Origin of the sequence: Parazoarcus communis, assembly GCF_003111665.1 — a bacterium.
In the GTDB taxonomy this organism is placed as follows: Bacteria; Pseudomonadota; Gammaproteobacteria; order Burkholderiales; family Rhodocyclaceae; genus Parazoarcus; species Parazoarcus communis_B.
This window is the reverse complement of sequence record NZ_CP022188.1, coordinates 2672830-2696837: the sequence shown is the minus strand read 5'-3', so window position 1 is coordinate 2696837 and position 24008 is coordinate 2672830. Positions and strand designations below refer to the sequence as shown.

The window sequence follows — 24008 nt, the reverse complement described above, 5'->3', positions numbered from 1 at the left end:
CCCATGTTCAACATCGAGCGCAGCACCCTGACCGAGTACCTGATCGACCAACGCCGTCACCACCCCGAAGCCACAGGGGAACTCAACGCCCTGATCCTGCAGGTCGCCCAGGCCTGCAAGGCCATCTCGCGCGCCGTTGCCCACGGCGCACTCGCCGACATGCTCGGCGACCATGGCAGCGCCAATGTGCAGGGCGAGCAGCAGAAAAAGCTCGACGTGCTGGCCGACGGCATCTTCCTGCGCGCCACCCACTGGGGGGGCGGTCTCGCCGGCATGGTGTCGGAGGAAAACGAAGCCCCCATCCCCTTGCCCGCAGGTCACGCCCGCGGCAAATACCTGCTGGTGTTCGACCCCCTGGACGGCTCGAGCAATATCGACGTCAATGTCTCGGTCGGCAGCATTTTCTCCATCCTGCGCGCCCCCACGCCCGGCGAGGACGCGGTCGCCAACGACTTCCTGCAACCCGGCACACGCCAGGTTGCCGCCGGCTATGCGATCTACGGCCCCTCCACAATGCTGGTGCTGAGTGTCGGAACCGGCGTGGCAGGCTTCACCTTCAACCCGATTCTCGGCGACTTCTTCCTCACCCATCCGGACATCCGGGTGCCGGACAGTACCCGCGAGTTCGCCATCAACGCATCCAACTCGCGCTTCTGGGAGCCGCCGGTGCGACGCTATGTAGACGAATGTCTCGCGGGTCACAGCGGACCGCGCGGCGCCGACTTCAACATGCGCTGGATCGCGTCGCTGGTGGCCGAAACCCACCGCATCCTGATGCGTGGCGGCGTGTTCCTTTATCCGCGCGACAACAAGGCCCCCAGCCGCCCGGGCCGCCTGCGCCTGCTCTACGAGTGCAATCCGATCGGTTTCATTGTCGAACAGGCAGGCGGACGCGCCTCGACAGCAAGCGGTCCGGTGCTCGAGGTCAAACCCGAGGCCCTGCATCAGCGCATCGGCTTCGTGTTCGGATCACGCGAAGAGGTCGAACGCGTCGAGACCTACCACGCCGACCCGACCGCTGGCCTCGAACGCCCGCTGCCGCTGTTCAACACCCGTTCGCTGTTCAGCGACAACCACGCCTTCTCACAGTAAGGAGGACGACCATGTCCGAACGCCACCCCATCGTTGCCATCACCGGCTCGTCCGGCGCCGGCACCAGCACGGTCCAGCGCACCTTCGAGGAAATCTTCCGGCGCGAGAGCGTGACTGCTGCAGTGATCGAGGGCGACAGCTTCCATGCCTTCGACCGCAAGACCATGCGCGAGAAACTGGCCGCTGCCGAAGCTGGCGGCGAGTTGTCCCGTTTCAGCCACTTCGGCGCCGAGGCCAACCTCTTTTCAGAACTGGAGAAACTGTTCCGGACCTATGCCGAATCGGGCAGTGGCCGCCGCCGCAAGTACCTTCACAACCTTGAGGAGGCGGCCGCCTACAACCAGGAACCCGGCACCTTCACCGAGTGGGAAGAGATCCCGACCGGCACCGACCTGCTGTTCTACGAGGGCCTGCACGGTGCGGTGCAGATGGAAGGCGCCGACATCGCCCGCTTCCCCGACCTGCTGATCGGCGTGGTGCCGGTGGTCAACCTGGAATGGATCCAGAAGCTGCACCGCGACAAGAACATGCGCGGCTATTCGACCGAGGCGGTGACCGACACCATCCTGCGTCGCATGCACGACTACGTGCACTACGTGGTGCCGCAGTTCTCCCGCACCCATGTGAACTTCCAGCGCGTACCGATGGTGGACACCTCCAACCCCTTCATCGCCCGCACCATTCCTACCGCCGACGAGTCCATGGTGGTGATCCGCTTCGCCAACCCCAAGGGCATCGACTTTCCCTACCTGCAGAACATGATCGACGGCAGCTTCATGAGTCGGGCCAACACCATCGTCGTGCCCGGCGGCAAGATGGAACTGGCGATGCAGCTGATCTTCACCCCGTTCATCTGGCGCCTGATGGAACGGCGGAGGAAACTGCTGTGACGACCTCCACCCAACTCAACACCAGCACAGGCGCCGCGTGGGCTGTACGAGGTGTTTGTGCAGCGATCGAGGACTGTACGCGCCCATTCCGCAGAACGCGGAACAAACACCTCGTGCAGCCGGCAGTTGCGTCAGCCAGGGAAACATCAGGCGTCCGATGGTTTGCGAGCGACCGTGCCTGCGCTTCGTGGCGCACGGGGCATTCACTCCGTCAGCCTGCGGAACTCGCTCGCTGCGCTCACTCAGACAGTCCTCGGCCGCTCCGTGAATGCCCCGCACACCACGGAGCACGTGCCAGTTCTGAAAAAAATGAGTTGCTGCCACGCCTGACGGACTGCATGAAGCCACCCGCGCCAAGCTGAGTGTGCGGGGTGTTTGTGGCGCTGCCGAGGACTGTCTGAGCCCGAAGGGCGAGTTCCGCAGGCTGCAGAACAAACACCCCGTGCGCTCAGCGCTTCGTGGCACGCACGCATCACACGACGCGCCCAACAAATTCAACATCCCGGAGCCAACTCCAATGAACATGCGCCTGTCACAATCCGCGCAGGACACCCTGTGCGCCAACGCCCTGCGTTTCCTCGCCATCGACGCCGTCGAGGCCGCCCAGTCCGGCCACCCCGGCATGCCCATGGGCATGCCGGAAATCGCCGTCGCACTGTGGACCCGCCACCTCAAACACAACCCCGCCGACCCCACCTGGCCCGACCGCGACCGCTTCATTCTCAGCAACGGCCACGGCTCCATGCTGCACTACGCCCTGCTCCACCTCAGCGGCTACGACCTCCCGCTCGACGAACTCAAACGCTTCCGCCAACTGCACAGCAAAACCCCGGGCCACCCCGAATACGGACTCACCCCCGGCATCGAAACCACCACCGGCCCCCTCGGCCAAGGCCTCGCCAACGCCGTCGGCATGGCGCTCGCCGAAAAACTCCTCGCCGCCGAATTCAACAGACCCGACCACACCATCGTCGATCACCACACGTGGGTCTTTCTCGGCGACGGCTGCCTGATGGAAGGCATCAGTCACGAAGCCGCCAGTTTTGCCGGCGTGCAACGCCTGTCCAGACTGATCGCCTTCTGGGACGACAACCGCATCTCCATCGACGGAGATGTTGCAGGCTGGTTCGCCGACGACACCCCGGCACGCTTTCGCGCCTGCGGCTGGAACGTCATCGAGAACGTCGACGGTCATGATGTCGATGCGGTCGATGATGCCATCCGTAACGCACGCACCAACGCCGCAGCCGACACCGGCCCGACCCTGATCTGCTGCCGCACCACCATCGGTCGCGGCAGCCCGGCACGCGCCGGTACCGCCAGTGTTCATGGCGCGCCGCTGGGCAAGGACGAGATCGCCGCCACCCGAGCCGCCCTCGGCTGGGATCATGCCCCGTTCGACATCCCCGAAGAAATCCGCAACAGTTTCGATGCCCGCACAACGGGCACCGCCCGCCAGAGCGCGTGGCAGGCACAGTTCGATGCCTACGCTCAGGAATGGCCCGAACTCGCCGCAGAATTCACCCGCCGCATCACCAAGCGCCTGCCCGTCGGGTTCCGCGTCCTCGCCGATGCCATCCTGCGCGGCGTGCATAACGAAGCCGCCACACTTGCCAGCCGCAAGGCCAGCCAGCACGCCATCGGCCGCCTCGCCCGCGCCCTGCCCGAACTGCTCGGCGGGTCTGCCGACCTCACCCACTCCAACCTCACCGACTGGCCCGGCTGCGGCGCAGTGCGCGCCGACCAGGCGGGGCGCCACATCAACTGGGGCGTGCGCGAGTTCGGCATGGCCGCCGCCCTCAATGGCATCGCACTGCACGGCGGCCATCTGCCCTTCGGTGCCACCTTCCTCGTATTTTCCGACTACGCCCGCAACGCCATGCGCATGAGCGCGCTGATGCGCCAGCGCGTCGTCTACGTGATGACCCACGACTCCATCGGCCTCGGCGAAGACGGCCCCACGCACCAACCGGTCGAGCACCTGCCCAGCCTGCGGCAGATCCCCAATCTCGACGTCTGGCGCCCTTGCGACGCAGTCGAGACGCAGGCCGCGTGGAACGCCGCCGTGATGCGCGCGGACGGCCCCAGCGTAATCGCCTGCTCGCGCCAGAACCTGCAGCATCAAGCGCGCGACGCCGAACGCCTCGGTGACATCGCACGCGGCGGCTATGTGCTGGCCGAAGCCGACGGCGGCCAGCCTGCGATGGTCCTGATTGCCACCGGCTCAGAGATCTCGCTGGCCATGGAAGCGCGGTCCCTGCTGCAAGCCGAAGGCATCGCCACCCGCGTCGTCTCCATGCCGTGCACCGCAGCCTTCGACCGCCAGCACGAAGCATGGCGCGATGCCGTGCTGCCAACCGACGTTCCGCGCGTGGCGATCGAGGCTGCACAGCCCGACGGCTGGTGGAAATACCTTGCCGGCGCACCGCGCGCCGCTGTCATCGGCATCGACCGCTTTGGAGAATCGGCCCCGGCGGGCGAGCTGGCGACTCTGTTCGGCATGACGCCCGAACGCATCGTGGACACAGCCCGCCGACTGCGCTGACACAGGATCACACCACTCGAGGAGACAGCATGACCACCAGAGTCGCCATCAACGGTTTCGGACGCATCGGCCGCAACGTGCTGCGCGCGCACTACGAAAGCGGCAAACGCCACGACATCGAGATCGTCGCCATCAACGACCTCGGCAGCCCCGAAACCAACGCCCATCTCACACGCTACGACAGCATCCACGGCCCGTTTCCGCATCCGGTCGAGGTCGGCGACGGCACGATGACAGTTGCCGGCGACCGCATCCAGGTCTTGGCCGAACGCGACCCGGCGCGACTGCCGTGGCAGCAACTGGGGATCGACGTCGTACTCGAATGCACCGGACTCTTCACCTCGCGCGAAAGAGCCGGCGCACACCTCGACGCCGGTGCCGGCAAGGTGCTGATCTCGGCACCCGGTGGCGACGATGTGGACGCCACCATCGTCTATGGCGTCAACGACCAGACACTGCGCCGCAATCACCGCGTGGTCTCTAACGCCAGCTGCACCACCAACTGCCTCGCGCCGCTCGCCTTCGCCCTCCACCGCCCGCTTGGCATCGTGCGCGGCCACATGCTCACGGTGCATTCCTACACCAACGACCAGGTGCTGATCGACGTCCATCACGCCGACCTGCGCCGGGCGCGCTCGGCCACGCAGTCGCTGATACCCACCAGAACAGGCGCCGCAGCTGCGGTCGGCCTGGTACTGCCCGAGCTCGCAGGACGGCTCGACGGCTACGCGATGCGCGTCCCCACCCCGAACGTCTCCTTCACCCACTTCACCTTCATGGCTTCACGCACCACCAGTGCCGGCGAGGTCAATGACCTCGTGCGCGAAGCGGCCCACGGCGCCTTGCGCGGCATCCTCGGTATCAACGATCTGCCGCTGGTGTCCTGCGACTTCAACCACAACCCGCACTCCAGCCTGTTCGACGCCACCCTGACCAAGGTCGATGGCGAGCTCGTCACCGTCACCGCCTGGTACGACAACGAGTGGGGTTTCTCCAACCGCATGCTCGACACCGCCTGCGCCATGACGAGCGCCGACTGAACACTTTTCGCCACCACCGAGGAGACACCCGATGGCCATGATTTCACTGCGTCAGTTGCTCGACCACGCCGCCGATCACGGATACGGCATCCCCGCCTTCAACATCAACAACATGGAACAGATCCAGGCGATCATGCAGGCCGCCGCCGCGACCGACAGCCCGGTCATCCTGCAGGCATCGGCCGGTGCGCGCAGCTACGCCGGAGAGGCCTTCATCAAGAAGATGGTCGAGGCGGCCGTCGAACAATGGCCGGAAATCCCGATCTGCCTGCACCAGGACCACGGCGCCAGCCCCGCCATCTGCCAACAGTCGATTCGCGCCGGCTTCACCAGCGTGATGATGGACGGCTCGCTGCGCGAGGACATGAAGACACCCGCAAGCTACGACTACAACGTCGAGGTCACCCGTCGCGTGGTGGACATGGCACACGCCGTCGGGGTGTCGGTTGAGGGCGAGCTCGGTTGCCTCGGATCGCTCGAAACCGGCCAGGCCGGCGAAGAGGATGGCGTCGGCGCGGAAGGCACGCTGGCGCACGAACAGATGCTCACCGACCCGGCCGAAGCCGCCGCATTCGTCGACGCCACCGGCGTCGATGCACTCGCCGTGGCCATCGGCACCAGCCACGGCGCGTGGAAATTCACCCGACCGCCCACCGGTGACATCCTCGCCATCGATCGCATTGCTGCCATTCACCGCAGCATTCCCGACACCCACCTGGTCATGCACGGTTCGAGCAGCGTGCCCCAGGAATGGCTCGCCATCATCCGCGAACATGGTGGCGACATCGGCGAAACCTGGGGCGTGCCGGTGGACGCCATCGTCGAAGGCATCCGCCACGGGGTGCGCAAGATCAACATCGACACCGACCTGCGCCTGGCCATGAGCGGTGCGATGCGCAGACTTGTCGACACGGAGCGCAAGGAATTCGATCCGCGCAAGTTCTTCAAGGCCGCGAAAGAAGCCGCCGCAGGCATCTGCCAGGAGCGCTTCGAGGCCTTCGGCTGCGCCGGCCACGGCAGCCGCATCAAACCGCTGCCTCTGGACGCGATTGCCCGGCGCTACGCGCTCAAGCGCGCGGCCTGAGCCATCCCGCATTCCATCCGATTCCCTGCCCGTCCCGGGTTTGAGTGCCCGCCATCCTCACGATGGCGGGCATTTTTTTCCATCTCTCCCGAACCCATTGCCGTCGGTGGTGGTGGCCGCGTCGGCCTGCGGTCCGGATCGTTCGCGCCCTTCACCTTATGATCGGGCTTCGCATCGGCAATATTCCGTTTTGCTTTTTCCGGGTACGCTTGTGCCTGAAGAACAGGGTCGAACGACAACCCGCACTCAGTGCAGGAAGCCAGCCCCGGGAGAGCACGAATGACAGACGAGCAGAACCCACCACTCGACATCGGCATCGACGGCAGCCTGTATGCCGGTCTGCAGGAACTGGCAGCGAACGCCTTTCCAAAGCGCTGCGCAATGTGCGGCCGGACCTATGCCAACGTCGACGACTACGTCGGCCAGACCGGGCGCGTGGGTAGCGGACGCAGCGGACTCAAGCAAACCCTGGATGACGACGGCGCGGTCATCGTCGAACTGTTTCGCAACTGCGTTTGCGGATCAACACTGATGGACTGCTTCAACAATCGCCGTGACCGCAGTGCGGCCGGACTGAAGCAGCGCGACCGCTTCGGTCAGTTGATCGAATCGCTGGTGGAACGCGGGCTTGATCACCACACGGCACGCACCGAACTCCTCAAGGTCATGCGCGGAGAACACAGCACCATCCTCAGGCCCGTGCCGCGCAAGACCGGCTGAAGCCGTCAAGCCGCCCAGGCGCGGGAGACGAAGCGTGTGAAGACCGCGTCATATGAATGGCAAGCAGCACGACTGTAACCCGGCCCATTCAAACTTCGTAAAAAAGCGTTGACTTCACGAACGATTGGGGTAGAGTTACATACATATTGTGCACTGCAACATAACCACCGGAGAAACACCATGGCTACGAAACCCGAATTCCAGAACCCGATTGAAGCTGTTCAAGCCCTTATGGCCGTTCAGGCTCAAACCATTGGCAAGTCCATCGAACTGCAGAAGAAGGCCAGCGAAGAGCTGATGGCTTTCTTCCAGGCCGAAGCCCAGAAGGCTACCAAGCTGAAGACGCCGGAAGAGCTGGTTCGCTTCAACGTCGATGCCAACACCGCACTGTTCAAGCTCCTGCAGTCGCAGGGCGAAGCCTTCACCGCACTGGCCACCGAAGTTGGTCAGGCTGCCATGGCCAAGTTCCAGAACATCGCCAAGTAAGTTCCGCTTCAGCGGCACTGCTTGACCAAAGCCCCGATGGCCTGCCATCGGGGCTTTTTCTTGTCCGCAGCATCGACGCGGGTGCTAGGATTCGGACCCCATGCGTATCGAACAGATCTCCCGCCGCCTGCACGATCTCGGCGCCAAAACCTGCCATGAGCAAAGGGTGCTGCGAGGCTGGATTCAGCGCCGGCCGCTCGACGCCGGTCGTCGTCCCGCCGAGCACTTCCTGCCGCAGTCCATCCGCAACGCCCTGCCCGAACTCATGGCCGAGCTCGATGGCCTCGCACGGCTGAACGCAGCGCACCCTGGCGACGACGGCTCCTCGCGGCTGCTCGTAGACCTGGCCGACGGGCAGACCGTCGAGAGCGTGCTGCTGCCGCGTGACGGTCTGTGTGTCTCCAGCCAGCTCGGCTGTGCAGTCGGCTGTGTGTTCTGCATGACGGGCAAGGACGGTTTGCTGCGCCAGCTCGGCAGTGCAGAAATCGTTGCCCAGGTCGCCCTCGCCCGCAGCATGCGCCGGGTGACCAAGGTCGTGTTCATGGGCATGGGCGAACCGGCACACAACATCGACAACGTGATCGAAGCCATCGAGTTCCTCGGTACCATCGGCGGCATCGGGCACAAGAACCTGGTGTTCTCCACGGTGGGCGATCCACGTGTATTTGAGCGCCTCCCGCAGATGACGGTGAAACCGGCGCTGGCCCTGTCGCTGCACTCGAGCCTGCCCGCGCTGCGCGAGAAGCTCCTGCCGCGCGCGCCCCGCATCGCCCCTGCCGAACTGGTCGAACTCGGCGAACGCTATGCCCGCGCCACCGGTTATCCAATCCAGTATCAATGGACGCTGATCGAAGGCGTCAACGACAGCGAGGAGGAGATGGAGGGCATCGTCCGCCTCCTCACCGGCAAGTACGCGATCATGAACCTGATTCCGTACAACGCCGTACCCGAACTCGACTTCCGCCGCCCCTCATGGGAGCGCGCGGCCGAGCTGGGCCGCTGGCTGCATCGTCGAGGCGTGCTGACCAAACTGCGCCACTCGGCCGGCCAGGACGTCGATGCAGGCTGCGGTCAGCTGCGCGCCCGCTCCATCAGAATCGAGCGCCGCCGGCCAGCCCACGCTCAGAGCCCGAACGACGCAACAGCCGCCCCGGTGGCACCCGCAGCATGACCCGTCAGCGCCGCATCCCTGCCGCATGGATGCGCGGCGGCACCAGCAAGGGCCTGTTCATGCTGGCAAGGGATCTACCTGCCGACGACGCGACCCGCGACGCCCTGCTCGCCCGCCTGCTTGGCAGTCCCGACCCCTATGGCAAGCAGATCGACGGTCTCGGCGGTGCCACTTCAAGCACCAGCAAGGTCGTCATCCTGGCGCCCTCGGGCCGGACCGACTGCGATGTGGACTACCTGTTCGGCCAGGTGCCGGTGTCAGGCGAACGCATCGACTGGTCCGGCAACTGCGGCAACCTGACCGCGGCCGTTGGTCCGTTTGCCATCAGCCGGGGCCTGCTGCAGACGCCGGCCGACGGCATGGCAAGGGTGCGCATCTGGCAGGCAAACATCGGCAAACGCATCCTCGCGCAGGTGCCGATGCAGGCTGGCGAGGTGCAGGAGGCGGGCGACTTCATGCTCGACGGCGTCGCCTTTCCCGCCGCAGAAATCCGGCTCGAATTCCTCGACCCCGCAGGCAGCGGCGCGGCCGAACTGTTCCCGACGGGGCGGATGCGCGACAGCCTTCAAACGGCGGAAGAGACCGTCGACGCCACCCTGATCAGCGCCGGCAACCCGATGATCCTGATCGACGCGGCCACGCTCGGCCTCGATTGCAGTGCCCCGCAAACGGTACTCAATACCCAGCCCGAGCTACTGGCGCGCTGCGAGCGCATCCGCGTTGCAGGTGCCCTCGCCATGGGTCTGGCAGCGAACGCGGCCGAAGCGAAGGCGCGCGCTCACACGCCCAAGCTCGCCGTACTCGACGGTCCGAAAGCCTTTCGCGCTGCCAATGGGCGCGAGTTCGCTGCCGACGACACCGACCTCACCTGCCGGGTACTGTCGATGGGCGTCTTTCACCACGCCATTCCCGGCACTGCAGCCATTGCCATCGCTGCGGCTGCGGCCATCCCGGGTACGCTGGCGTCACACCATGTCTGCAACCAGGGTACTTCACCGCTCAGACTCGCCCAGCCTTCCGGTTGCACCCGGGTCGGCGTAGACGCGCACCAGACCGAGGCCGGCTGGACGCTGGGCAAGGCCGTGATGAGCCGCAGCGCACGCATGCTGATGGACGGATTCGCCTGCCTGCCAGGCTGAGGCACCCGGTGAGCGGCCAATCTCCCGGCCACCGCAGCCCCTGACTCAGCTTGCGACCGCGGGCGCGCTGTGGACGAGCAGCATGATCTGCGCTGCCGGCGCCGGCCGGCCAAACAGATAGCCCTGATAGGCATCGCAACCTGAATGCGCAAGAAAGCTGCGCTGGGCTTCGGACTCGACGCCTTCTGCAATCACGCTCAGCCCCATCGTGTGCGCGAGCGCGATGATGGTGCGCGCAATTGCTGCGTCGTTCGGGTCCACCAGCACGTCGCGCACGAAGGACATGTCGATCTTGAGCTCGGTCAGCGGCAGGCGCTTCAGATAGGACAGGGAAGAGTAGCCGGTGCCGAAATCGTCAAGCGAAAACCCCACCCCAAGCGCACGCAACTCGTGCATGCGGGCGATGACCGTTTCGACATCCTCCAGCAGCAGGCTCTCGGTCAGCTCAAGCCTGAGCAAGCGGCTTGCCGCCCCGGTGAACTCGAGCGCTGACTTGACCTCGTCGACAAAGTCGGGATGCCGGAACTGGCGTGCGCTGACATTGACCGACATGGTCATGGCTGCCAGGCGCGGCACGTCGGCCCACTCAGCAAGCTGTCGGCAAGCAGCAAGGAGCACCCAGCGCCCGATGTCGAGGATCAGCCCGGTGTCTTCCGCAACCGGAATGAAGCTGAGCGGCGACACCATGTTGCGCTGCGGATGATTCCATCGCAGCAGGGCCTCGACGCCAATCAGACCACCGGCCGAACTCACCTGTGGCTGATAGTGCAGTTCGAACTGCTCCTGAGTCAGGGCACGGCGCAGGTCAGCCTCGAGTGCCGCACGCTCGCTGAGCTGTGCCTGCATTGCCGGCCCGTAGAAGCAGAGCCGGTTGCGCCCGTCGGCCTTCGCCTGGTACATCGCCAGATCGGCCTGCTTGAAAAGCTCGTCGATATTGACCTCGTGCCCCTCGAACAGGGTCGCACCAATGCTGGCAGTACTGCAGGTCTCATGCCCCCCGAGCTGATAGGGCTTGTTGAGCGCTTCGAGCAGCTTGGCGCCAACACCCCGCGTGTGCGCCATGGCTTCATCGGCGTCGGCGCTCAGCCCCTCAAGCACGAGCACGAACTCGTCCCCACCCAACCGGGCCGCAGTATCACCCTCGCGTATCGTCGCGGCGAGGCGCACGCCCATCTCCTTGAGCAGCAGATCGCCGAGATCGTGCCCCAGCGTGTCGTTGAGGGTCTTGAAGTTATCCAGATCGATGAACAGCAAGGCCCCTTTGCGATGATTGCGGGCGCAACTGGTCAGCGCCCGCTGCAGGCGGTCGCTCAGCAGCCGGCGGTTGGGCAGGCCGGTGAGCGGATCATAAAAAGCGAGCGTATTGATGCGGTCCTCGGCGTCCCGCAGCTCCCTCACCTGCGTGTTCAGGCGCTCGGCGTGATCGCGCAGCGCCAGCTGGTTTCGGTGCAGCAGTTCGCGCATGCTCTCCTGCGCCTGTGCCAGTTGGGCAATCTCTGCAATCCGGCTCTGCACCGGCCCCGGCGGGGTGAAATCGAGCGCGCCGATGCGCTTGCTCGACGCGGCAAGTGTCTCGAGCGGACGGGCGATGATGCGCGCCTGCACCTGGGCGACAGTGCCCGCAGCAGCCAGCAGCAGCAGCAGGCCGCCCGCAAGCCCAAAGCCGATTGCAGTCCAGGCGGGCGCAAAGTCGGCTTCAGGCGCAAGCACCAGCACCCAGAAGGTCTGCCTCCCTAGGCGATAGGCCCGCGCGCTGAAGAGCCAGCGCGCCCCATTCGAGACGAAGTGCGCCACACCGACCGGCTGTCCTCTGGCGCTTCGCCACACTGGAAGCAGATCGCTGACCGCATCGACGCCAAGGGTGCCGACCGGCAAGAGTACGTTACCCAGCCACTCATCGACGCCAACACCATCGGGTCGCCTGGGCAGTCCGAGCACGCGTTCGTCCTCGGTCATGATCAGCGCCAGCCCCTGCCGACCAACCCCTGCATCCAGCGTCGCAGCCGACAGATCGCGCAAGGTGAGATCGAAGCCGATCACCAGGTCCCGCCCGTCTGCCAGCATGGTGTGCCGGGACGCGGTAATTCCGGGGTCACCGGTGGTGAAGAAGGTGTACGGTCGCGTCCAATGCACGGTTCCGGGCGCCGCCTCCGTGAGCGCCCCGGTAAACCACGGGCGCTTGCGGGCATCGTAGTCCATGGCCTCCCGGCGCTCCTGTGCCTTGACACCCGGCACAAGGTCGACGAAAAGCTGCATCTGGCCCCAGCGCGGGATATCGGTCAGACGGTTGCGCCACTGCCCCTCGCCACGCTGCAGCAGCATCCAGCCCTGGCCCGTCGACGTACCGGCCACCACCGAGGTGATATAGGGCGACGCGGTGAGAACCGGCATGAAGTACTCGTTGAAACGCGCCGGATTGTCCACGTCGGGCAGGTTGGCACCGATCCATGCGAGGCTGATGGCAAGCTGGCGCTCTTCGGGCTCGAAGGTCTGGCGCAGCCGTGCCTCGACCCGCTCTGCGGCAAGATTGAAATCACTTTCGGCAACCCGTTCGAGGACCGGCAACATGCCAAGCGCAACAAAGCCGATCGTGACAACCAGCGAACTGCCGAAGGCGAGCAGCAAGGCCCGCAGCAGCAGTGTTCGACGCAGTGAGATGGCTGAGCGAGAAGAACCCAAGGCGGGCATGTCTCCGGCAAGGTGGTCGGGTCAGCGCGCGTGTCCGGCCATACATCGTAACGGCTCGAACGGGTTTCCGAAACTCAGTCGCGCCCGGGCGTCCGACTCTGCGCCAGCAGGGCCAGTGCCTCCGGATACCTGAAGCAGGCTACATTGTGCTCGAATTCTGCAAAAACAGAACCGAGTGCCGTTGCGAAGACGCTACGCTCGTCCTCGAGCAGGCGGTTGGCGCGCATGTTTGCGTTCGCCAGATACAGCTTCATTTGCGCGACTGCAGCTTCGAACACCTCGGGCGCGCACTCAGCAGAAGAGGGGTCCGCAGGCACCGGCGCCTGCGCGGCGTCTGTTGCCGCCACCGCACGCGACGGCAACCAGCGCAGCAGTGTCGAATACAGGTCCTGCGGATCCACTGGTTTGGCCACGAAGTCGTCCATGCCCGCCGCAAAGCAGGCACGACGGTCCTCCTCGAAAACGTTGGCCGTCAGGGCGACGACCGGGGTGTGACGGTTGCGCGTCTGCGCCCGCAAGGCCCGCGTGGCGTCCAGTCCGTCCATCTCGGGCATCCTCATGTCCATCAGGATCAGATCGAAGTCGCATGTGCGACAGCGCTCGAGCACGGCCCGCCCGGTGGAGACCGATTCGACGGCCAGGCCGACTGCATTCAGCAGATCCAGTGCCACTTCGCGATTGACCGGATTGTCTTCAGCCAGCAGTACACGAGCGCCTGCATGTTGCTCGCGAAGGACGCGTTCGGACTCGCCGGCGGACACGGACGGGGGGTTGGCCACCGCGCCGCGTCCCCGCCTGAGCACGGCAGTGAACCAGAAGGTGCTGCCCTGCCCCGGCTCACTCTCGGCGCCCGCCTCTCCCCCCATCAGGGTCGCTAGCCGGCGGGTGATCGCCAGGCCAAGACCGGTTCCCCCAAAACGCCGGGTGGTAGACGCGTCCGCCTGTTCGAAGGCATCGAACAGGCGGGGAATCTTTTCAGCCGCCACACCCATGCCGGTGTCCCTGACCTCAAACCTTACGAGCAACTCATCACCCCGGTCTTCTGCAACGGATGCGCTCAGCGACACCGAACCGTGCTCGGTAAACTTGATCGCATTCACTGCGTAATTGAGCAGGGCCTGACGCAAGCGGGTGGCGTCGCCGCACAGCCGTCCCGGCACATCGCGGGTGTCAAACTCAACGGTCAGCCCCTTTGCTTTCGCCTGCTCGGCGATCAGGGACTGCACATGCTCGAAGACTGCGCCCAAGGCAAACTCGCTGTTCTCCAGCCGGAGCCGGCCCGCCTCGACCTTGGACAGGTCGAGAATATCGTTGATCACGGACAGAAGGTGACGCGCTGCACTGCCCACCCGGTCCAGGCGTTCGATCTGGCGCTGCGCAGGATGATCCCGGCGCAGGAGGTGGGTGAGGCCGATGATGGCATTCATCGGGGTCCGGATCTCATGGCTCATATTGGCCAGGAAAGCGCTCTTGGCCTCGCTGGCCGCGTTCGCACGTTCGGTGGCATCCCTCAGCTCGGCCGTCCTGCTCGCTACCAGCTCTTCGAGATGCTTGCGGTGCTGCTCCAGTTCGGCCTCGATAAGCTTCTTCTCGGTGATGTCCTCCTGCAGCGACATGTAGTTCGAGATGCTGCCGTCTTCGCGGTGGATCGGCACCACCCGAGCGAACACGGCATAGCTGCTGCCGTCCTTGCGCTGATTGATGAACTCGCCGCTCCACGCCTCACCACGCGACAGGGCTGACCACAGTTCCTTGAAGCTTGACGCGGGCGTCAGGGTCTCGCCGAACATGCTCGCAGGCTGACCGAGCACCTCGGCAGCCAGATAGCCGCTATGCCCCGTGAAGGCTTCGTTGACGTATTCGATCCGACCCTCGAGATCGGTCACGATGACACTCTCGGGGCTTTGCTCAACGACCTGCGACAGCTTTCGCAGTTCGGACTCGACGGCCTTGAGCGCGGAGATGTCACGCGAAATTCCGTACATACCGGTGACCTCGCCACTCGCTCCGCGCAACACCCCCTTCGTGGCAAGATACGTGACTTCGCGGTCGGCCAAGCTCACCGTTTCCTCAAAGCTCATGGTCTCCCCGGCTGCCATGACCTGCTGGTCGTTGGCCATCACCATCTGCGCGTAAGCAGGCGGAAAGAGCACGCGGTCGTCATGCCCCAGAACTTCCTCCGCGTCCTTGCCGACAAAGCCGGCCGCCGCCTTGTTGAACAACAGGTAGCGGCCGCTGAGGTCCTTGGCAAAAATCGCATCGCTCGAACTCTCGGCAATCGCGCTCAGGAGTCGTGCAGCCTGCAGACGGCTGCGCTGTTCCTCATGCCTGCGCCGACTCGCCTCGGTGAGCCGCAGCAGCATGTCGCGCACCACGCCATAGAGCAGCAGTGAGGTGATGAACACGAAGAACCAGCCCTTGAAGGTCTGCAGCCAGGCCTTGTCTGCGATGGCGTCGGGCAAGAGATCGAGCGCACGGTCGGAGAGCACGATCCATACGCTCGCGAACAAGGCGTAGGGCAGCACCACCCGCCAGGCGGCACGACGAAGCGCCTTGCTGTCAGAATCTGTCGCCGTTGCCGACGGGTCTGCTTCCATTCGGTCAGTCTCCTGCAGCGGTCAGGTGCCGCCTGAGGACAGGGCGCGATGGACATCCCGATGTTGCTCCGCGATGTCGACAAATGCGTCGAATCCGCTCAGGAAGGCGTCGACCACGTCCGGGTCGAAGTGCAGTCCGCGCCCCGCCTCGATGAGTTTCCGCGCGTCGGCGTAAGACATGCCTGCCTTGTAGATGCGATCCGAAATCAGCGCATCGAAAACATCGGCAACGGCCATCAGCCGCGCCGAAACCGGAATCTCGTCGCCCCTGAGCCCGTCCGGGTAGCCACTGCCATCCCAGCGCTCGTGATGCCAGCGCGCGATCTCCTTTGCCAGGGCCAGAAAGGGCAAGGGCTGCTCGATGTCCCCCTCTGCCAGTTCGATCGCCTCCGCACCAAGGCGGGAGTGCGTCTGCATGATGATCCATTCATCGGCAGCAAGTGGCCCGGGCTTGAGCAGAATATGGTCCGGGATCCCGACCTTGCCGATGTCGTGCAACGGCGCCGAGCGCGTCAGCAGCTCGATGTAGCCCGGGTCCAGCCTCGCTTGAAAACGCGGATGAGCCTGCAGCCGGGTGGCCAGCAGACGCACATAAGCCTGCGTGCGCAGAATGTGGTTGCCGGTTTCCGGGTCGCGCGTTTCGGCCAGGTGAGCCAGCGCGCGGATCGTCACCAGCTGCGTCATGTCGTTCTCGGCCATTCGCCGCGCCACTTCTGACTCGAGATCAAGGTTCCGGTTGTGCAGCATTTCTCGCGCGCGTTTGACCTCAAGCTGGTTGCGCACGCGGGCGAGCACAACCGCAGGGTGAATCGGCTTGGTGATGTAGTCCGCCGCGCCGAGTGCCAGACCCTGCTCTTCGTCGCGCGGGTCGTCCAGCGCGGTGAGGAAGATCACCGGAATGTCACGTGTCGCAGGCTGCCCGCGAAGGTGCGCCAGCACCTCGTAGCCGTCCATGCCCGGCATCATGACGTCGAGCAGGATCAGGTCCGGCACGGGTCCGTGCGCACAGATCTCGAGCGCCCGTGTGCCCGAAGGCGCCGCCAGCACATCGTAGTGAGGCTGCAGCAGCACCCCCAGGACCGCGAGATTGTCCGGCACGTCATCGACGACGAGGATCGTTCCCCCAGCCTCGGGGAGCACGTCAGGACTGGGCTCCGTATTCTGTTCAGGCCACATGTATGAATTCCGTCATGTTCGGTCGTTCCCGGCAAGCACACAGCATGAAGCAGCACCCTGACATCGCGCAGTCCGCCACCTTGCACCATGCGTCACGGACGCGCCGGCGCGGTACCCGCCTGTCGCCCCCCATCATGGCTGGCGCCGCCCTGCCACGCCCACGCGGGCCGCTCGAAGGCTTCGGCCAGGTAGTCGATCAGCACACGGATCTTGACCGAGAGGTGTTTGCGCGAAGGATAGACCGCGTAGACATCGATCTCCCCGACCAGACATTCTGGCAGCACTTCAACCAGACGACCCTGTGCAAGATCATTTCCCACGAGAAAATCAGGCTGCTTTACCAGCCCCTGGTGAGCGAGCGCCAGCGCGCGGCAGGTGTCGCCGTTATTGGTGCGGACATGCGGTTTGGTCTGCACCTCTTGCTCACCCTGCGGCGTCGTGAAGCGCCAAACGTCACCCTGCGCTGCATAGCTGTATGCAATCACGCGATGACGGGCAATGTCCTCGACCGAGGCTGGCACGCCGTGCTGCTCAAGGTATTCCGGACTGGCGCAGATCAACAGCCGGGTGGACGCAAGCCGCCGATGGACAAGGGTCGAATCCTGCAGCCGACTGATGCGGATGACGACATCGAAGCCTTCGTCGACGACGTCGACCAGTCGGTCGGAGAGACTGATGTCGAGTTCGACATCGGGATACTTCGCCATGAACCCGCCCCACAGGGGCGCGAGGTGCTGTATTCCGAAAGAATAGGGCGCGTTGATGCGCAGACGCCCGACCGGATTGCCACTGACCACGCCCACTGCACGATCCGCCTCTTCCAGTTCGGCAAGGATCTGTTTGCAATGCCCGTAGTAAGCCCGCCCGGCCTCGGTCAGCGACAGCCGCCGGGTCGTGCGCTGCAGCAGGCGGGCACCGAGGCGGGTCTCGAGCTCGATCACACTGCGCGACACCGCTGCCTTGGACAGGCGCAGCACTTCGCCCGCTGCGACAAAACTGCCCGCCTCGACGACTGCAACAAAGCTGTTCATTTCGCGGAAACGTCCCATTGGGACATTGTCTCGATTTCAGAGACAGTAAGTCAAACGCTCAACTATTTATCCACCCCTGAGTCGTCAATACACTGCGGACATCGAATACGCACCAGGACAAGGCGGACCCCGTGCCACTCCCTACACTCTTCATCTCTCACGGCTCACCCATGTTCGCCGTCGAGCCCGGCCTGCTCGGCCCCCGGCTCGGCGAACTGGGTCGCAGACTGCCACGACCACGTGCCGCAGTCGTGCTGTCGCCGCACTGGATGACCCGCGGGGTCAGGGTTCAGAGCGGCGCCGCACTCGACACCATTCACGACTTCGGCGGCTTTCCGCGCGAACTGTATTCGCTCCAGTATCCCGCCCCTGCGGCGCCCGCGCTTGCCGCGGAAGTCATCGCGACGCTCGCCCACCACGGCATCGAGGCACGTGCCGACGCCGGGCGCGGTCGGGACCACGGCGCATGGGTGCCGCTGATGCACCTTTTCCCCGAAGCCGACGTTCCCGTCATTCAGGTCTCACAACCGGCCATCCCGTCGCCGCTCGCCTTGCTGGAGCTCGGTCAGGCCCTTGCCACGCTGCGCGAGCAGGACATTCTGTTCGTCGCCTCAGGCAGCCTCACCCACAACCTGCACGAAGTATTCGCTGAACACGCAGCGCAATCCGGCGTCGAAGCCTATGCCAGCACGTTTGCCGACTGGGTATGGAAGCAGATCGATGAGGGCGCACTTGGCGAACTGCTGGACTACCGTACAAAAGCGCCATTTGCAGTCCGCGCCCACCCCACCGACGAACACTTTCTGCCCCTGTTCGCGGCAATCGGCGCGGCCGGCAAGGACTGGACGCAGAGCGCACGCATTTCGGGCGGCATCACTCACGACGTGCTTGCAATGGACAGCTTCATGTTTGGCACCGGGCCCGGCCTCGCGCCGCCGAACCGATAAACCCGACGGACAAGACGATGAACACAACCTACACACGCACTGCCGTTTCGCTGCACTGGCTCATGGCACTCGGGCTGATCGGTGCATTCTCGCTCGGCGTCTACATGCACGAACTGCCGCTGTCGCCATTCAAGCTCAAGCTCTACTCATGGCACAAATGGGCAGGCGTCAGCCTTTTCATGCTGGTGCTGGTGCGCCTCGCCTGGCGCCTGCGCCACCCGGCACCGCCGCTGCCCGAGACCATGCCCAAGGCGCTGCGGATGATCGCCCATGGCACCCATGTCGCGCTCTACCTGCTGATGCTTGCCATCCCGCTTTCCGGCTGGCTGATGAGTTCGGCCAAGGGTTTCCAGACCGTCTGGTTCGGCATCGTCCCTCTGCCCGACCTGTTGTCTAAGAACGCTGAACTCGGCGACCTGCTGCAGTCGGTGCATGAAGCGCTGAACCTCAGCCTGGCCGCACTCGTCATCGCCCATATTGGCGCGGCACTCAAGCACCACTTCATCGACCGTGACGACATCCTGCGCAGGATGCTGCCGGGGAAACGACAGGGCTAATCGGCCTGAACCGCGCCCCCCATTCACCACAACAGCACCTTGCATGCTTGCAAGTGCGCACACCCACCCGGAGCCCCTCATGAAAACAGGCACACTGCGAAACTTCGCCACGGCCGCTGCCCTCTCGCTGGCCACAATCACCGCCGCAAGCGCGGCCGAATTCACCGCTATCGATAAGGCAGCAAGCCGCTTCACCTTCCAGTACACCCAGATGGGTGTCGGCATGGATGGCAAGTTCGACCGCTTCGCCGCCAATATCAGGTTCGACCCCGCCCACCCCGAAGCCGGGCGCGCCGCCTTCGACATCGAGGTCGCCAGCATCGACACCGGCTCGACCGAGGGCAATGAAGAGGTCAAGACCAGGACCTGGTTCAACACGGCCGCGCATCCGCTTGCCCGCTTCGAATCGACCGCGTTCAAGGCACTTGGAGACAAGCGCTACGAAGTCGCGGGCAAACTCACGATCAAGGGCCAGACCCGAAACGTGACCGCACCCTTCACCTTCGAAGCGCAGGGCACGGCGGCCACCGTAAAGGGCAGCTTGAAGCTCAAGCGCAACGACTTCGCAATCGGCGAAGGCGAATGGGCCGACACCACCATCGTCGCCAATGAAATCCAGATCAACTTCCAGTTGCGTGCGCTTCAGGCTGCCCCCTGAAATCGTCACTGCACCACCACTGCGCCACTTTCCCACCCTCAACTCAATCAGGACCAAAGATGAAAAAATCCCTCGCCATTCTGGCGCTCGCAGCGCCGTTCGCCCTGTTCGCGGCACCCTCGCATGCCGCGCCGGAAACCTATGCAATTGACGGCACGCATACCTTCCCGCGCTTCTCGTATTCCCACTTCGGTTACTCGAAGCAGCTGTCGCGCTTCAACAAGACCACGGGTACGGTGACCCTCGACAAGGCCGTTCGGACCGCTGCGGTAGATGTCACCATCGACATGAAATCGGTGGACACCGGCTTCGAACTCTTCGACGGCCACATCCAGGGCAGCGATTTCCTCGATACCGCCACCTTCCCCACCGCACACTTCAAATCGACGAACGTGGTGTTCGACGGCGACAAGCCGGTCAGCATCGACGGGAACCTGACCATCAAGGGCGTCACCCGTCCGGTCACCCTGACGGTCACCTCCTTCCAGGCCATGCCGCACCCCATGCTGAAGAAGGATGCCATCGGCGCCAACGCCACGACGGTGATCAAGCGTAGCGAGTTCAACGCCGGCAAGTACGCCCCCAATGTCGGCGACGATGTCACCCTCGACATCGCGATCGAAGCCATCAAGCAGTAAGGGTTCATGCAGGCACGCCGCGTCGTCCGGCGCGGCGTGCTTGTCTGCCTGCGTACATTGGGCAAGAATGCGGCATCCCGCCCACTCCGTGGCGCCACCAGGCCATGAACCGACGCCATGCCCCTGTTCAACGAACATCCCCTGCGCCTGTCCCTGAACGACGAGGTTCACGCCCGCCCCCCGGTTCCGCTCGACACCCCTGAGTTCGTCACTTACCTGGCCTTCCTGCACCACGAAGGCAGCGCGGGACGCGAGACCAGGCACCTCGAAGCACTGGCTGAGCAACTCGGCCTCCCGCAACCGCAGACCGAGACCGGCCACGTCTTCATCGATGCCGAATCGTTCCGCCTGAAGTGGGAGCGCCACAACGAGTTCTCGAGCTACACCTTCTTTCACCGCATCGCACCAGATGACAGCGCGGGCGAGAATGCCCTGCTGGCGGTACCGGCCAACTGGCGCAAGGACATTCCCGGCCAGCTCGTCGCCGCCGCGCATATCGAGCTGCGCTCGGTCTCGGACGTGCCGCCCGATACGGTCATGGTGCAGGTTTCACCACACGGCAAGACCCTGGTGGCCGCACAGGTCGCCGAAGGCGCGGGCTGGGTCTTCACCGATTTCCACATCCACGAAGACGGCTTCTCGCATTTCCTGCTGATCGACGCCGGCCTCACCCCGCGGCAGTCCGGCCGCATGGTGCAGCGCCTGGTGGAGATCGAGACCTACCGCGTGATGGCGCTGCTCGCCTTCCCGGTCGCCAAACAGGTTGGGCGGCTGCTGTCGCGCGCCGAAGACGAACTGGCGGACCTGATGGACGGGCTGGAGCAGGCGCGCAATACCGAGGACGACCGCGCTGTCCTCGCCCGGCTGACCCGTCTCGCAGCCGAGGTCGAGCGCTCGGTGGCCCGCACCACTTTCCGCTTCGGCGCCGCAGCCGCCTATTACCGCCTCGTGGGACAGCGCATCGAAGAGCTGCGGGAGGTACGCCTGCCGGGCTTCCCGACCGTGCGCGAGTTCATGGAACGCCGGCTCACGCCGGCCATCAGCACCTGCGCCACCATCGCCCGCCGTCAGGAGGATCTCTCCGGCCGGATCGCGCGCAATTCGCAACTGCTGCGCACCCGCGTCGATATCGAGCTCGAACGCCAGAATCAGGAACTGCTCGCGCAGATGAACCGGCGCGCAAAGATCCAGCTCCACCTGCAGGAGACAGTCGAAGGCCTGTCCATCGTCGCCATCACCTACTACGCATCGCAGCTGGTGAACTACATGGCCAAGGGCGCCAAGCACCTCATCGAACCAGCCACGCCGGAAATCATCACCGCTGTGTCGATCCCCGTCATTGCCGGGCTGGTAGCAATCAGCCTGAGGAGCTTGCGCAAGAAGCTGGCACAGGAATCAGAATGAAAAAACGCCAGCGAATGCTGGCGTTTTGAACTGCTTGAGACAGAAGCAATCAGGCTTGAGTCATCTTGCGACGACGAAGCACGCCAAGACCGGCGATACCGATACCGAGCAGCGCGAGCACGCCAGGCTCGGGAACGTTATTGTTACCCTGACACTGCGGCAGCGTGGGGTTCAGCTGGCAGAAGGTCAGTGTTTCCTGCAGCTTGGCGCTCGCAAAGTCAGTCACGAACTGCGTGATCTGGGCTGCATTAGTCGTGTTGAACAGCGACAGATTGAAGACTTGGCCGCTATGTCCGGTTGCCAGGGGGCCGATCGATGTAATCGTACCCGCTCCCGACAGCACGGCGTTATACAGCGCGTTGTTGGTGGTCAGAAGGCCATCGACAATTGACTGCGTCACTGCACTGCCGCCGACCGTGCCGCGAGCGGTGGTGTCGCCGTTCGACGGCTCGTCGGTAAAGATGATGATGTTCTTGACCGCATTGCTGCGGAAAGAAAACAGCGATGTCTGACCATCAAGTGCGTTGAGTGCGAAAGCGGAAGCAGTATATGCGGGTTCAGTACCACCTGAAGTCCCCAGCCCCGCAGCAGCCGTCGCGAAGAGCGATGCGGAGGTCAGATCCGTCACCATACGTGGCACAACCGAACTGTTTCCGTACCCAACCAGGCCATATCGGGCATCAACCTGCCCGGTGCCGGTCAGGGTTGAAGCGAACAGCCCGATGTTATTGCGCAGGTTGGTCTGGACAGTGCCCATGGAACCCGACTCGTCCACGATAAAGATGATGTCGCTGAGAATGGCGGATTGGGCTGGTGTGCCAAAACCGACCATCGCAAGACCCAATGCCGTGGCCGCGAAAACTTTTTTGATTTTCATCATATCCCCCAAACAGTATGCAGTCAGTTCATAAACAGTTACATGACCACCTAAAGCAAACTACGTGCCACATTATATAAATCAATAAGTTAATTCATTTTTGCGCATATTTTGGCCGTCAGTTGTAAAGAAACTCGACAATTGATCTTTAGATAGAACGAATCAGGGTGCATACATCGGCCACGACGACGGAGCATCGAATCTAAACGTTCAAGCCTCGCCCCCACGCTTGAAACGCAGCCAATTCGCCAGCGAGCCCTATAATGCTGTTTTGTCCAGACGAGACATCTTCACCGTGACCTCCCCGCTTTTCGAATCCACCATCAAGAGCCTGCCGCTGCTCGGTCGCGGCAAGGTGCGTGACATCTATGCAGTCGACGCTGACAAGCTGCTGATCGTGACCAGCGATCGCCTGTCCGCTTTCGACGTCATCCTGCCCAACCCGATTCCGGACAAGGGACGGGTGCTCATCGCGATGGCCAACTTCTGGTTCGACAAGCTCGGCCACGTCGTTCCGAACCAGCTCACCGGCATCGACCCCGAGACGGTCGTCGCCGCCGACGAGCGTGACCAGGTGCGTGGCCGTGCGCTCGTGGTGAAGCGCCTCAAGCCGTTGCCGATCGAGGCGGTGGTACGCGGCTATGTGATCGGAGGCGGGTGGAAGGACTATCAGGAAAGCGGCGCAATCTGCGGCATTCCGCTGCCCGCCGGCCTGAAACAGGCCGCAAAACTGCCGGCGCCGATCTTTACCCCGTCATCGAAGGCCGAAGCCGGCGAGCACGACGAGAACATCTCGTTCGCCCAGGCACAGGCAAACTCCGACGCGCAACTCAACGCCAGCCTTGCCGGCACCGGCAAGACCGGCGCAGGCCTTGCCGAGGAAGCACGTCAGGCAGCACTCGCGCTGTACACCGAAGCGGCCGACTATGCCGCAGGACGCGGGATCATCATTGCCGACACCAAGTTCGAGTTCGGCATCGACGCAGCCGGCACCCTGCACCTGATCGACGAGGCACTCACACCTGATTCGTCCCGTTTCTGGCCGGCCGACAGCTATCAGGAAGGCATCAGCCCGCCGTCCTACGACAAGCAGTACGTTCGCGACTACCTCGAGACCCTGGACTGGAACAAGCAGGCACCGGGCCCAGTGTTGCCTGCCGACGTTGTCGAGCGCACCGCCGACAAGTACCGCGAAGCCTATACCCGGCTGACCGGGCACACGCTGGCCTGATCCCGATCCGCCCTCTCCGCAACGGAGAGGGCTTTCA

20 protein-coding genes are annotated in these 24008 nt (G+C 64.1%); 15 read left to right on the top strand and 5 right to left on the bottom strand.

From position 1 onward, the window contains the following. Positions 1 to 3: 3 nt before the first annotated feature. From CEW87_RS12340 to prpF, 9 genes are all read left to right on the top strand, one after another. Positions 4 to 1092: a class 1 fructose-bisphosphatase gene (locus tag CEW87_RS12340; RefSeq protein ID WP_108973400.1), complete on the top strand. Its 1089-nt coding sequence runs from the start codon at positions 4 to 6 to the stop codon at positions 1090 to 1092. Positions 1093 to 1103: 11 nt separating this feature from the next. Then, complete coding sequence (locus CEW87_RS12335; protein WP_108973398.1) at positions 1104 to 1982, top strand: phosphoribulokinase; 879 nt, start codon at positions 1104 to 1106, stop codon at positions 1980 to 1982. Between the two features lie 517 nt (positions 1983 to 2499). Beyond that, complete coding sequence (tkt, locus tag CEW87_RS12330; RefSeq protein WP_108973396.1) at positions 2500 to 4527, top strand: transketolase; 2028 nt, start codon at positions 2500 to 2502, stop codon at positions 4525 to 4527. A gap of 29 nt (positions 4528 to 4556) precedes the next feature. Continuing rightward, positions 4557 to 5567: a type I glyceraldehyde-3-phosphate dehydrogenase gene (gene gap / locus CEW87_RS12325; RefSeq protein ID WP_108973394.1), complete on the top strand. Its 1011-nt coding sequence runs from the start codon at positions 4557 to 4559 to the stop codon at positions 5565 to 5567. Positions 5568 to 5598: 31 nt separating this feature from the next. After that, positions 5599 to 6651, top strand: a complete 1053-nt coding sequence (fba, locus tag CEW87_RS12320) for a class II fructose-bisphosphate aldolase (protein WP_108973392.1) — start codon at positions 5599 to 5601, stop codon at positions 6649 to 6651. 279 nt (positions 6652 to 6930) lie between these two features. After that, a complete protein-coding gene (locus tag CEW87_RS12315; protein WP_108973390.1) occupies positions 6931 to 7371 on the top strand; it encodes an oxidoreductase in 441 nt (146 codons plus the stop codon). Between the two features lie 180 nt (positions 7372 to 7551). After that, a complete protein-coding gene (locus CEW87_RS12310) occupies positions 7552 to 7857 on the top strand; it encodes a hypothetical protein (protein WP_108951023.1) in 306 nt (101 codons plus the stop codon). 100 nt (positions 7858 to 7957) lie between these two features. Beyond that, positions 7958 to 9028, top strand: a complete 1071-nt coding sequence (locus tag CEW87_RS12305) for an RNA methyltransferase (protein ID WP_108973389.1) — start codon at positions 7958 to 7960, stop codon at positions 9026 to 9028. After that, a complete protein-coding gene (prpF, locus tag CEW87_RS12300; protein WP_108973387.1) occupies positions 9025 to 10167 on the top strand; it encodes a 2-methylaconitate cis-trans isomerase PrpF in 1143 nt (380 codons plus the stop codon). The genes CEW87_RS12305 and prpF overlap by 4 nt, the downstream gene beginning before the upstream one ends. 45 nt (positions 10168 to 10212) lie before the next feature. On the opposite strand, the gene CEW87_RS12295 is transcribed toward prpF, so the two are convergent. The 4 genes from CEW87_RS12295 to CEW87_RS12280 all read right to left on the bottom strand — a co-directional run bounded on the left by CEW87_RS12295 (position 10213) and on the right by CEW87_RS12280 (position 17659). After that, on the bottom strand, positions 10213 to 12846 hold the full coding sequence (locus tag CEW87_RS12295; protein WP_234421528.1) for an EAL domain-containing protein: 2634 nt from the start codon (positions 12844 to 12846) through the stop codon (positions 10213 to 10215). Between the two features lie 83 nt (positions 12847 to 12929). Beyond that, the gene (locus CEW87_RS12290; RefSeq protein WP_108973383.1) at positions 12930 to 15452 is read right to left on the bottom strand and encodes a PAS domain-containing hybrid sensor histidine kinase/response regulator; all 2523 of its coding nucleotides are present in this window, start codon (positions 15450 to 15452) and stop codon (positions 12930 to 12932) included. Positions 15453 to 15473: 21 nt separating this feature from the next. Continuing rightward, positions 15474 to 16628: a response regulator gene (locus CEW87_RS12285; RefSeq protein WP_108973381.1), complete on the bottom strand. Its 1155-nt coding sequence runs from the start codon at positions 16626 to 16628 to the stop codon at positions 15474 to 15476. 92 nt (positions 16629 to 16720) lie between these two features. Next, positions 16721 to 17659, bottom strand: a complete 939-nt coding sequence (locus CEW87_RS12280; RefSeq protein WP_234421527.1) for a LysR family transcriptional regulator — start codon at positions 17657 to 17659, stop codon at positions 16721 to 16723. A gap of 131 nt (positions 17660 to 17790) precedes the next feature. On the opposite strand from CEW87_RS12280, the gene CEW87_RS12275 reads away from it, so the two are divergent. The 5 genes from CEW87_RS12275 (at position 17791) to CEW87_RS12255 (ending at position 21863) form a co-directional block, all read left to right on the top strand. Further along, positions 17791 to 18606 carry a DODA-type extradiol aromatic ring-opening family dioxygenase gene (locus CEW87_RS12275; RefSeq protein ID WP_234421526.1) on the top strand — a complete coding sequence of 272 codons (816 nt, stop codon included), beginning with the start codon at positions 17791 to 17793 and terminating at the stop codon, positions 18604 to 18606. A gap of 17 nt (positions 18607 to 18623) precedes the next feature. Next, entirely contained in the window at positions 18624 to 19163 is a 540-nt protein-coding gene (locus CEW87_RS12270) for a cytochrome b (protein ID WP_108973376.1), read from the top strand. Positions 19164 to 19242: 79 nt separating this feature from the next. Then, a complete protein-coding gene (locus CEW87_RS12265) occupies positions 19243 to 19821 on the top strand; it encodes a YceI family protein (protein WP_108973374.1) in 579 nt (192 codons plus the stop codon). Between the two features lie 59 nt (positions 19822 to 19880). Further along, complete coding sequence (locus CEW87_RS12260; protein ID WP_108973372.1) at positions 19881 to 20459, top strand: YceI family protein; 579 nt, start codon at positions 19881 to 19883, stop codon at positions 20457 to 20459. A 117-nt stretch (positions 20460 to 20576) separates the two neighbouring features. Further along, positions 20577 to 21863: a DUF3422 family protein gene (locus tag CEW87_RS12255; RefSeq protein ID WP_108973371.1), complete on the top strand. Its 1287-nt coding sequence runs from the start codon at positions 20577 to 20579 to the stop codon at positions 21861 to 21863. Between the two features lie 49 nt (positions 21864 to 21912). Here CEW87_RS12255 and CEW87_RS22805 read toward each other — a convergent pair whose 3' ends face one another. After that, positions 21913 to 22743, bottom strand: coding sequence for a vWA domain-containing protein (locus CEW87_RS22805; protein ID WP_108973369.1), 831 nt, complete (start codon positions 22741 to 22743; stop codon positions 21913 to 21915). A gap of 292 nt (positions 22744 to 23035) precedes the next feature. Here CEW87_RS22805 and CEW87_RS12245 point away from each other — a divergent pair, with 292 nt between their 5' ends. Beyond that, entirely contained in the window at positions 23036 to 23971 is a 936-nt protein-coding gene (locus CEW87_RS12245) for a phosphoribosylaminoimidazolesuccinocarboxamide synthase (RefSeq protein WP_108977169.1), read from the top strand. Positions 23972 to 24008: the final 37 nt, after the last annotated feature.

Coding starts and splice junctions, on each gene's coding strand:
- tkt (WP_108973396.1), top strand. CDS start 2,500: ATGAACATGCGCCTGTCACAATCCGCGCAGGACACCCTGTGCGCCAAC.
- CEW87_RS12335 (WP_108973398.1), top strand. CDS start 1,104: ATGTCCGAACGCCACCCCATCGTTGCCATCACCGGCTCGTCCGGCGCC.
- CEW87_RS12315 (WP_108973390.1), top strand. CDS start 6,931: ATGACAGACGAGCAGAACCCACCACTCGACATCGGCATCGACGGCAGC.
- CEW87_RS12270 (WP_108973376.1), top strand. CDS start 18,624: ATGAACACAACCTACACACGCACTGCCGTTTCGCTGCACTGGCTCATG.
- CEW87_RS12260 (WP_108973372.1), top strand. CDS start 19,881: ATGAAAAAATCCCTCGCCATTCTGGCGCTCGCAGCGCCGTTCGCCCTG.
- CEW87_RS22805 (WP_108973369.1), bottom strand. CDS start 22,743: ATGATGAAAATCAAAAAAGTTTTCGCGGCCACGGCATTGGGTCTTGCG.
- prpF (WP_108973387.1), top strand. CDS start 9,025: ATGACCCGTCAGCGCCGCATCCCTGCCGCATGGATGCGCGGCGGCACC.
- CEW87_RS12290 (WP_108973383.1), bottom strand. CDS start 15,452: ATGGAAGCAGACCCGTCGGCAACGGCGACAGATTCTGACAGCAAGGCG.
- CEW87_RS12255 (WP_108973371.1), top strand. CDS start 20,577: ATGCCCCTGTTCAACGAACATCCCCTGCGCCTGTCCCTGAACGACGAG.
- CEW87_RS12280 (WP_234421527.1), bottom strand. CDS start 17,659: ATGAACAGCTTTGTTGCAGTCGTCGAGGCGGGCAGTTTTGTCGCAGCG.
- CEW87_RS12265 (WP_108973374.1), top strand. CDS start 19,243: ATGAAAACAGGCACACTGCGAAACTTCGCCACGGCCGCTGCCCTCTCG.
- gap (WP_108973394.1), top strand. CDS start 4,557: ATGACCACCAGAGTCGCCATCAACGGTTTCGGACGCATCGGCCGCAAC.
- CEW87_RS12285 (WP_108973381.1), bottom strand. CDS start 16,628: ATGTGGCCTGAACAGAATACGGAGCCCAGTCCTGACGTGCTCCCCGAG.
- fba (WP_108973392.1), top strand. CDS start 5,599: ATGGCCATGATTTCACTGCGTCAGTTGCTCGACCACGCCGCCGATCAC.
- CEW87_RS12305 (WP_108973389.1), top strand. CDS start 7,958: ATGCGTATCGAACAGATCTCCCGCCGCCTGCACGATCTCGGCGCCAAA.
- CEW87_RS12340 (WP_108973400.1), top strand. CDS start 4: ATGTTCAACATCGAGCGCAGCACCCTGACCGAGTACCTGATCGACCAA.
- CEW87_RS12310 (WP_108951023.1), top strand. CDS start 7,552: ATGGCTACGAAACCCGAATTCCAGAACCCGATTGAAGCTGTTCAAGCC.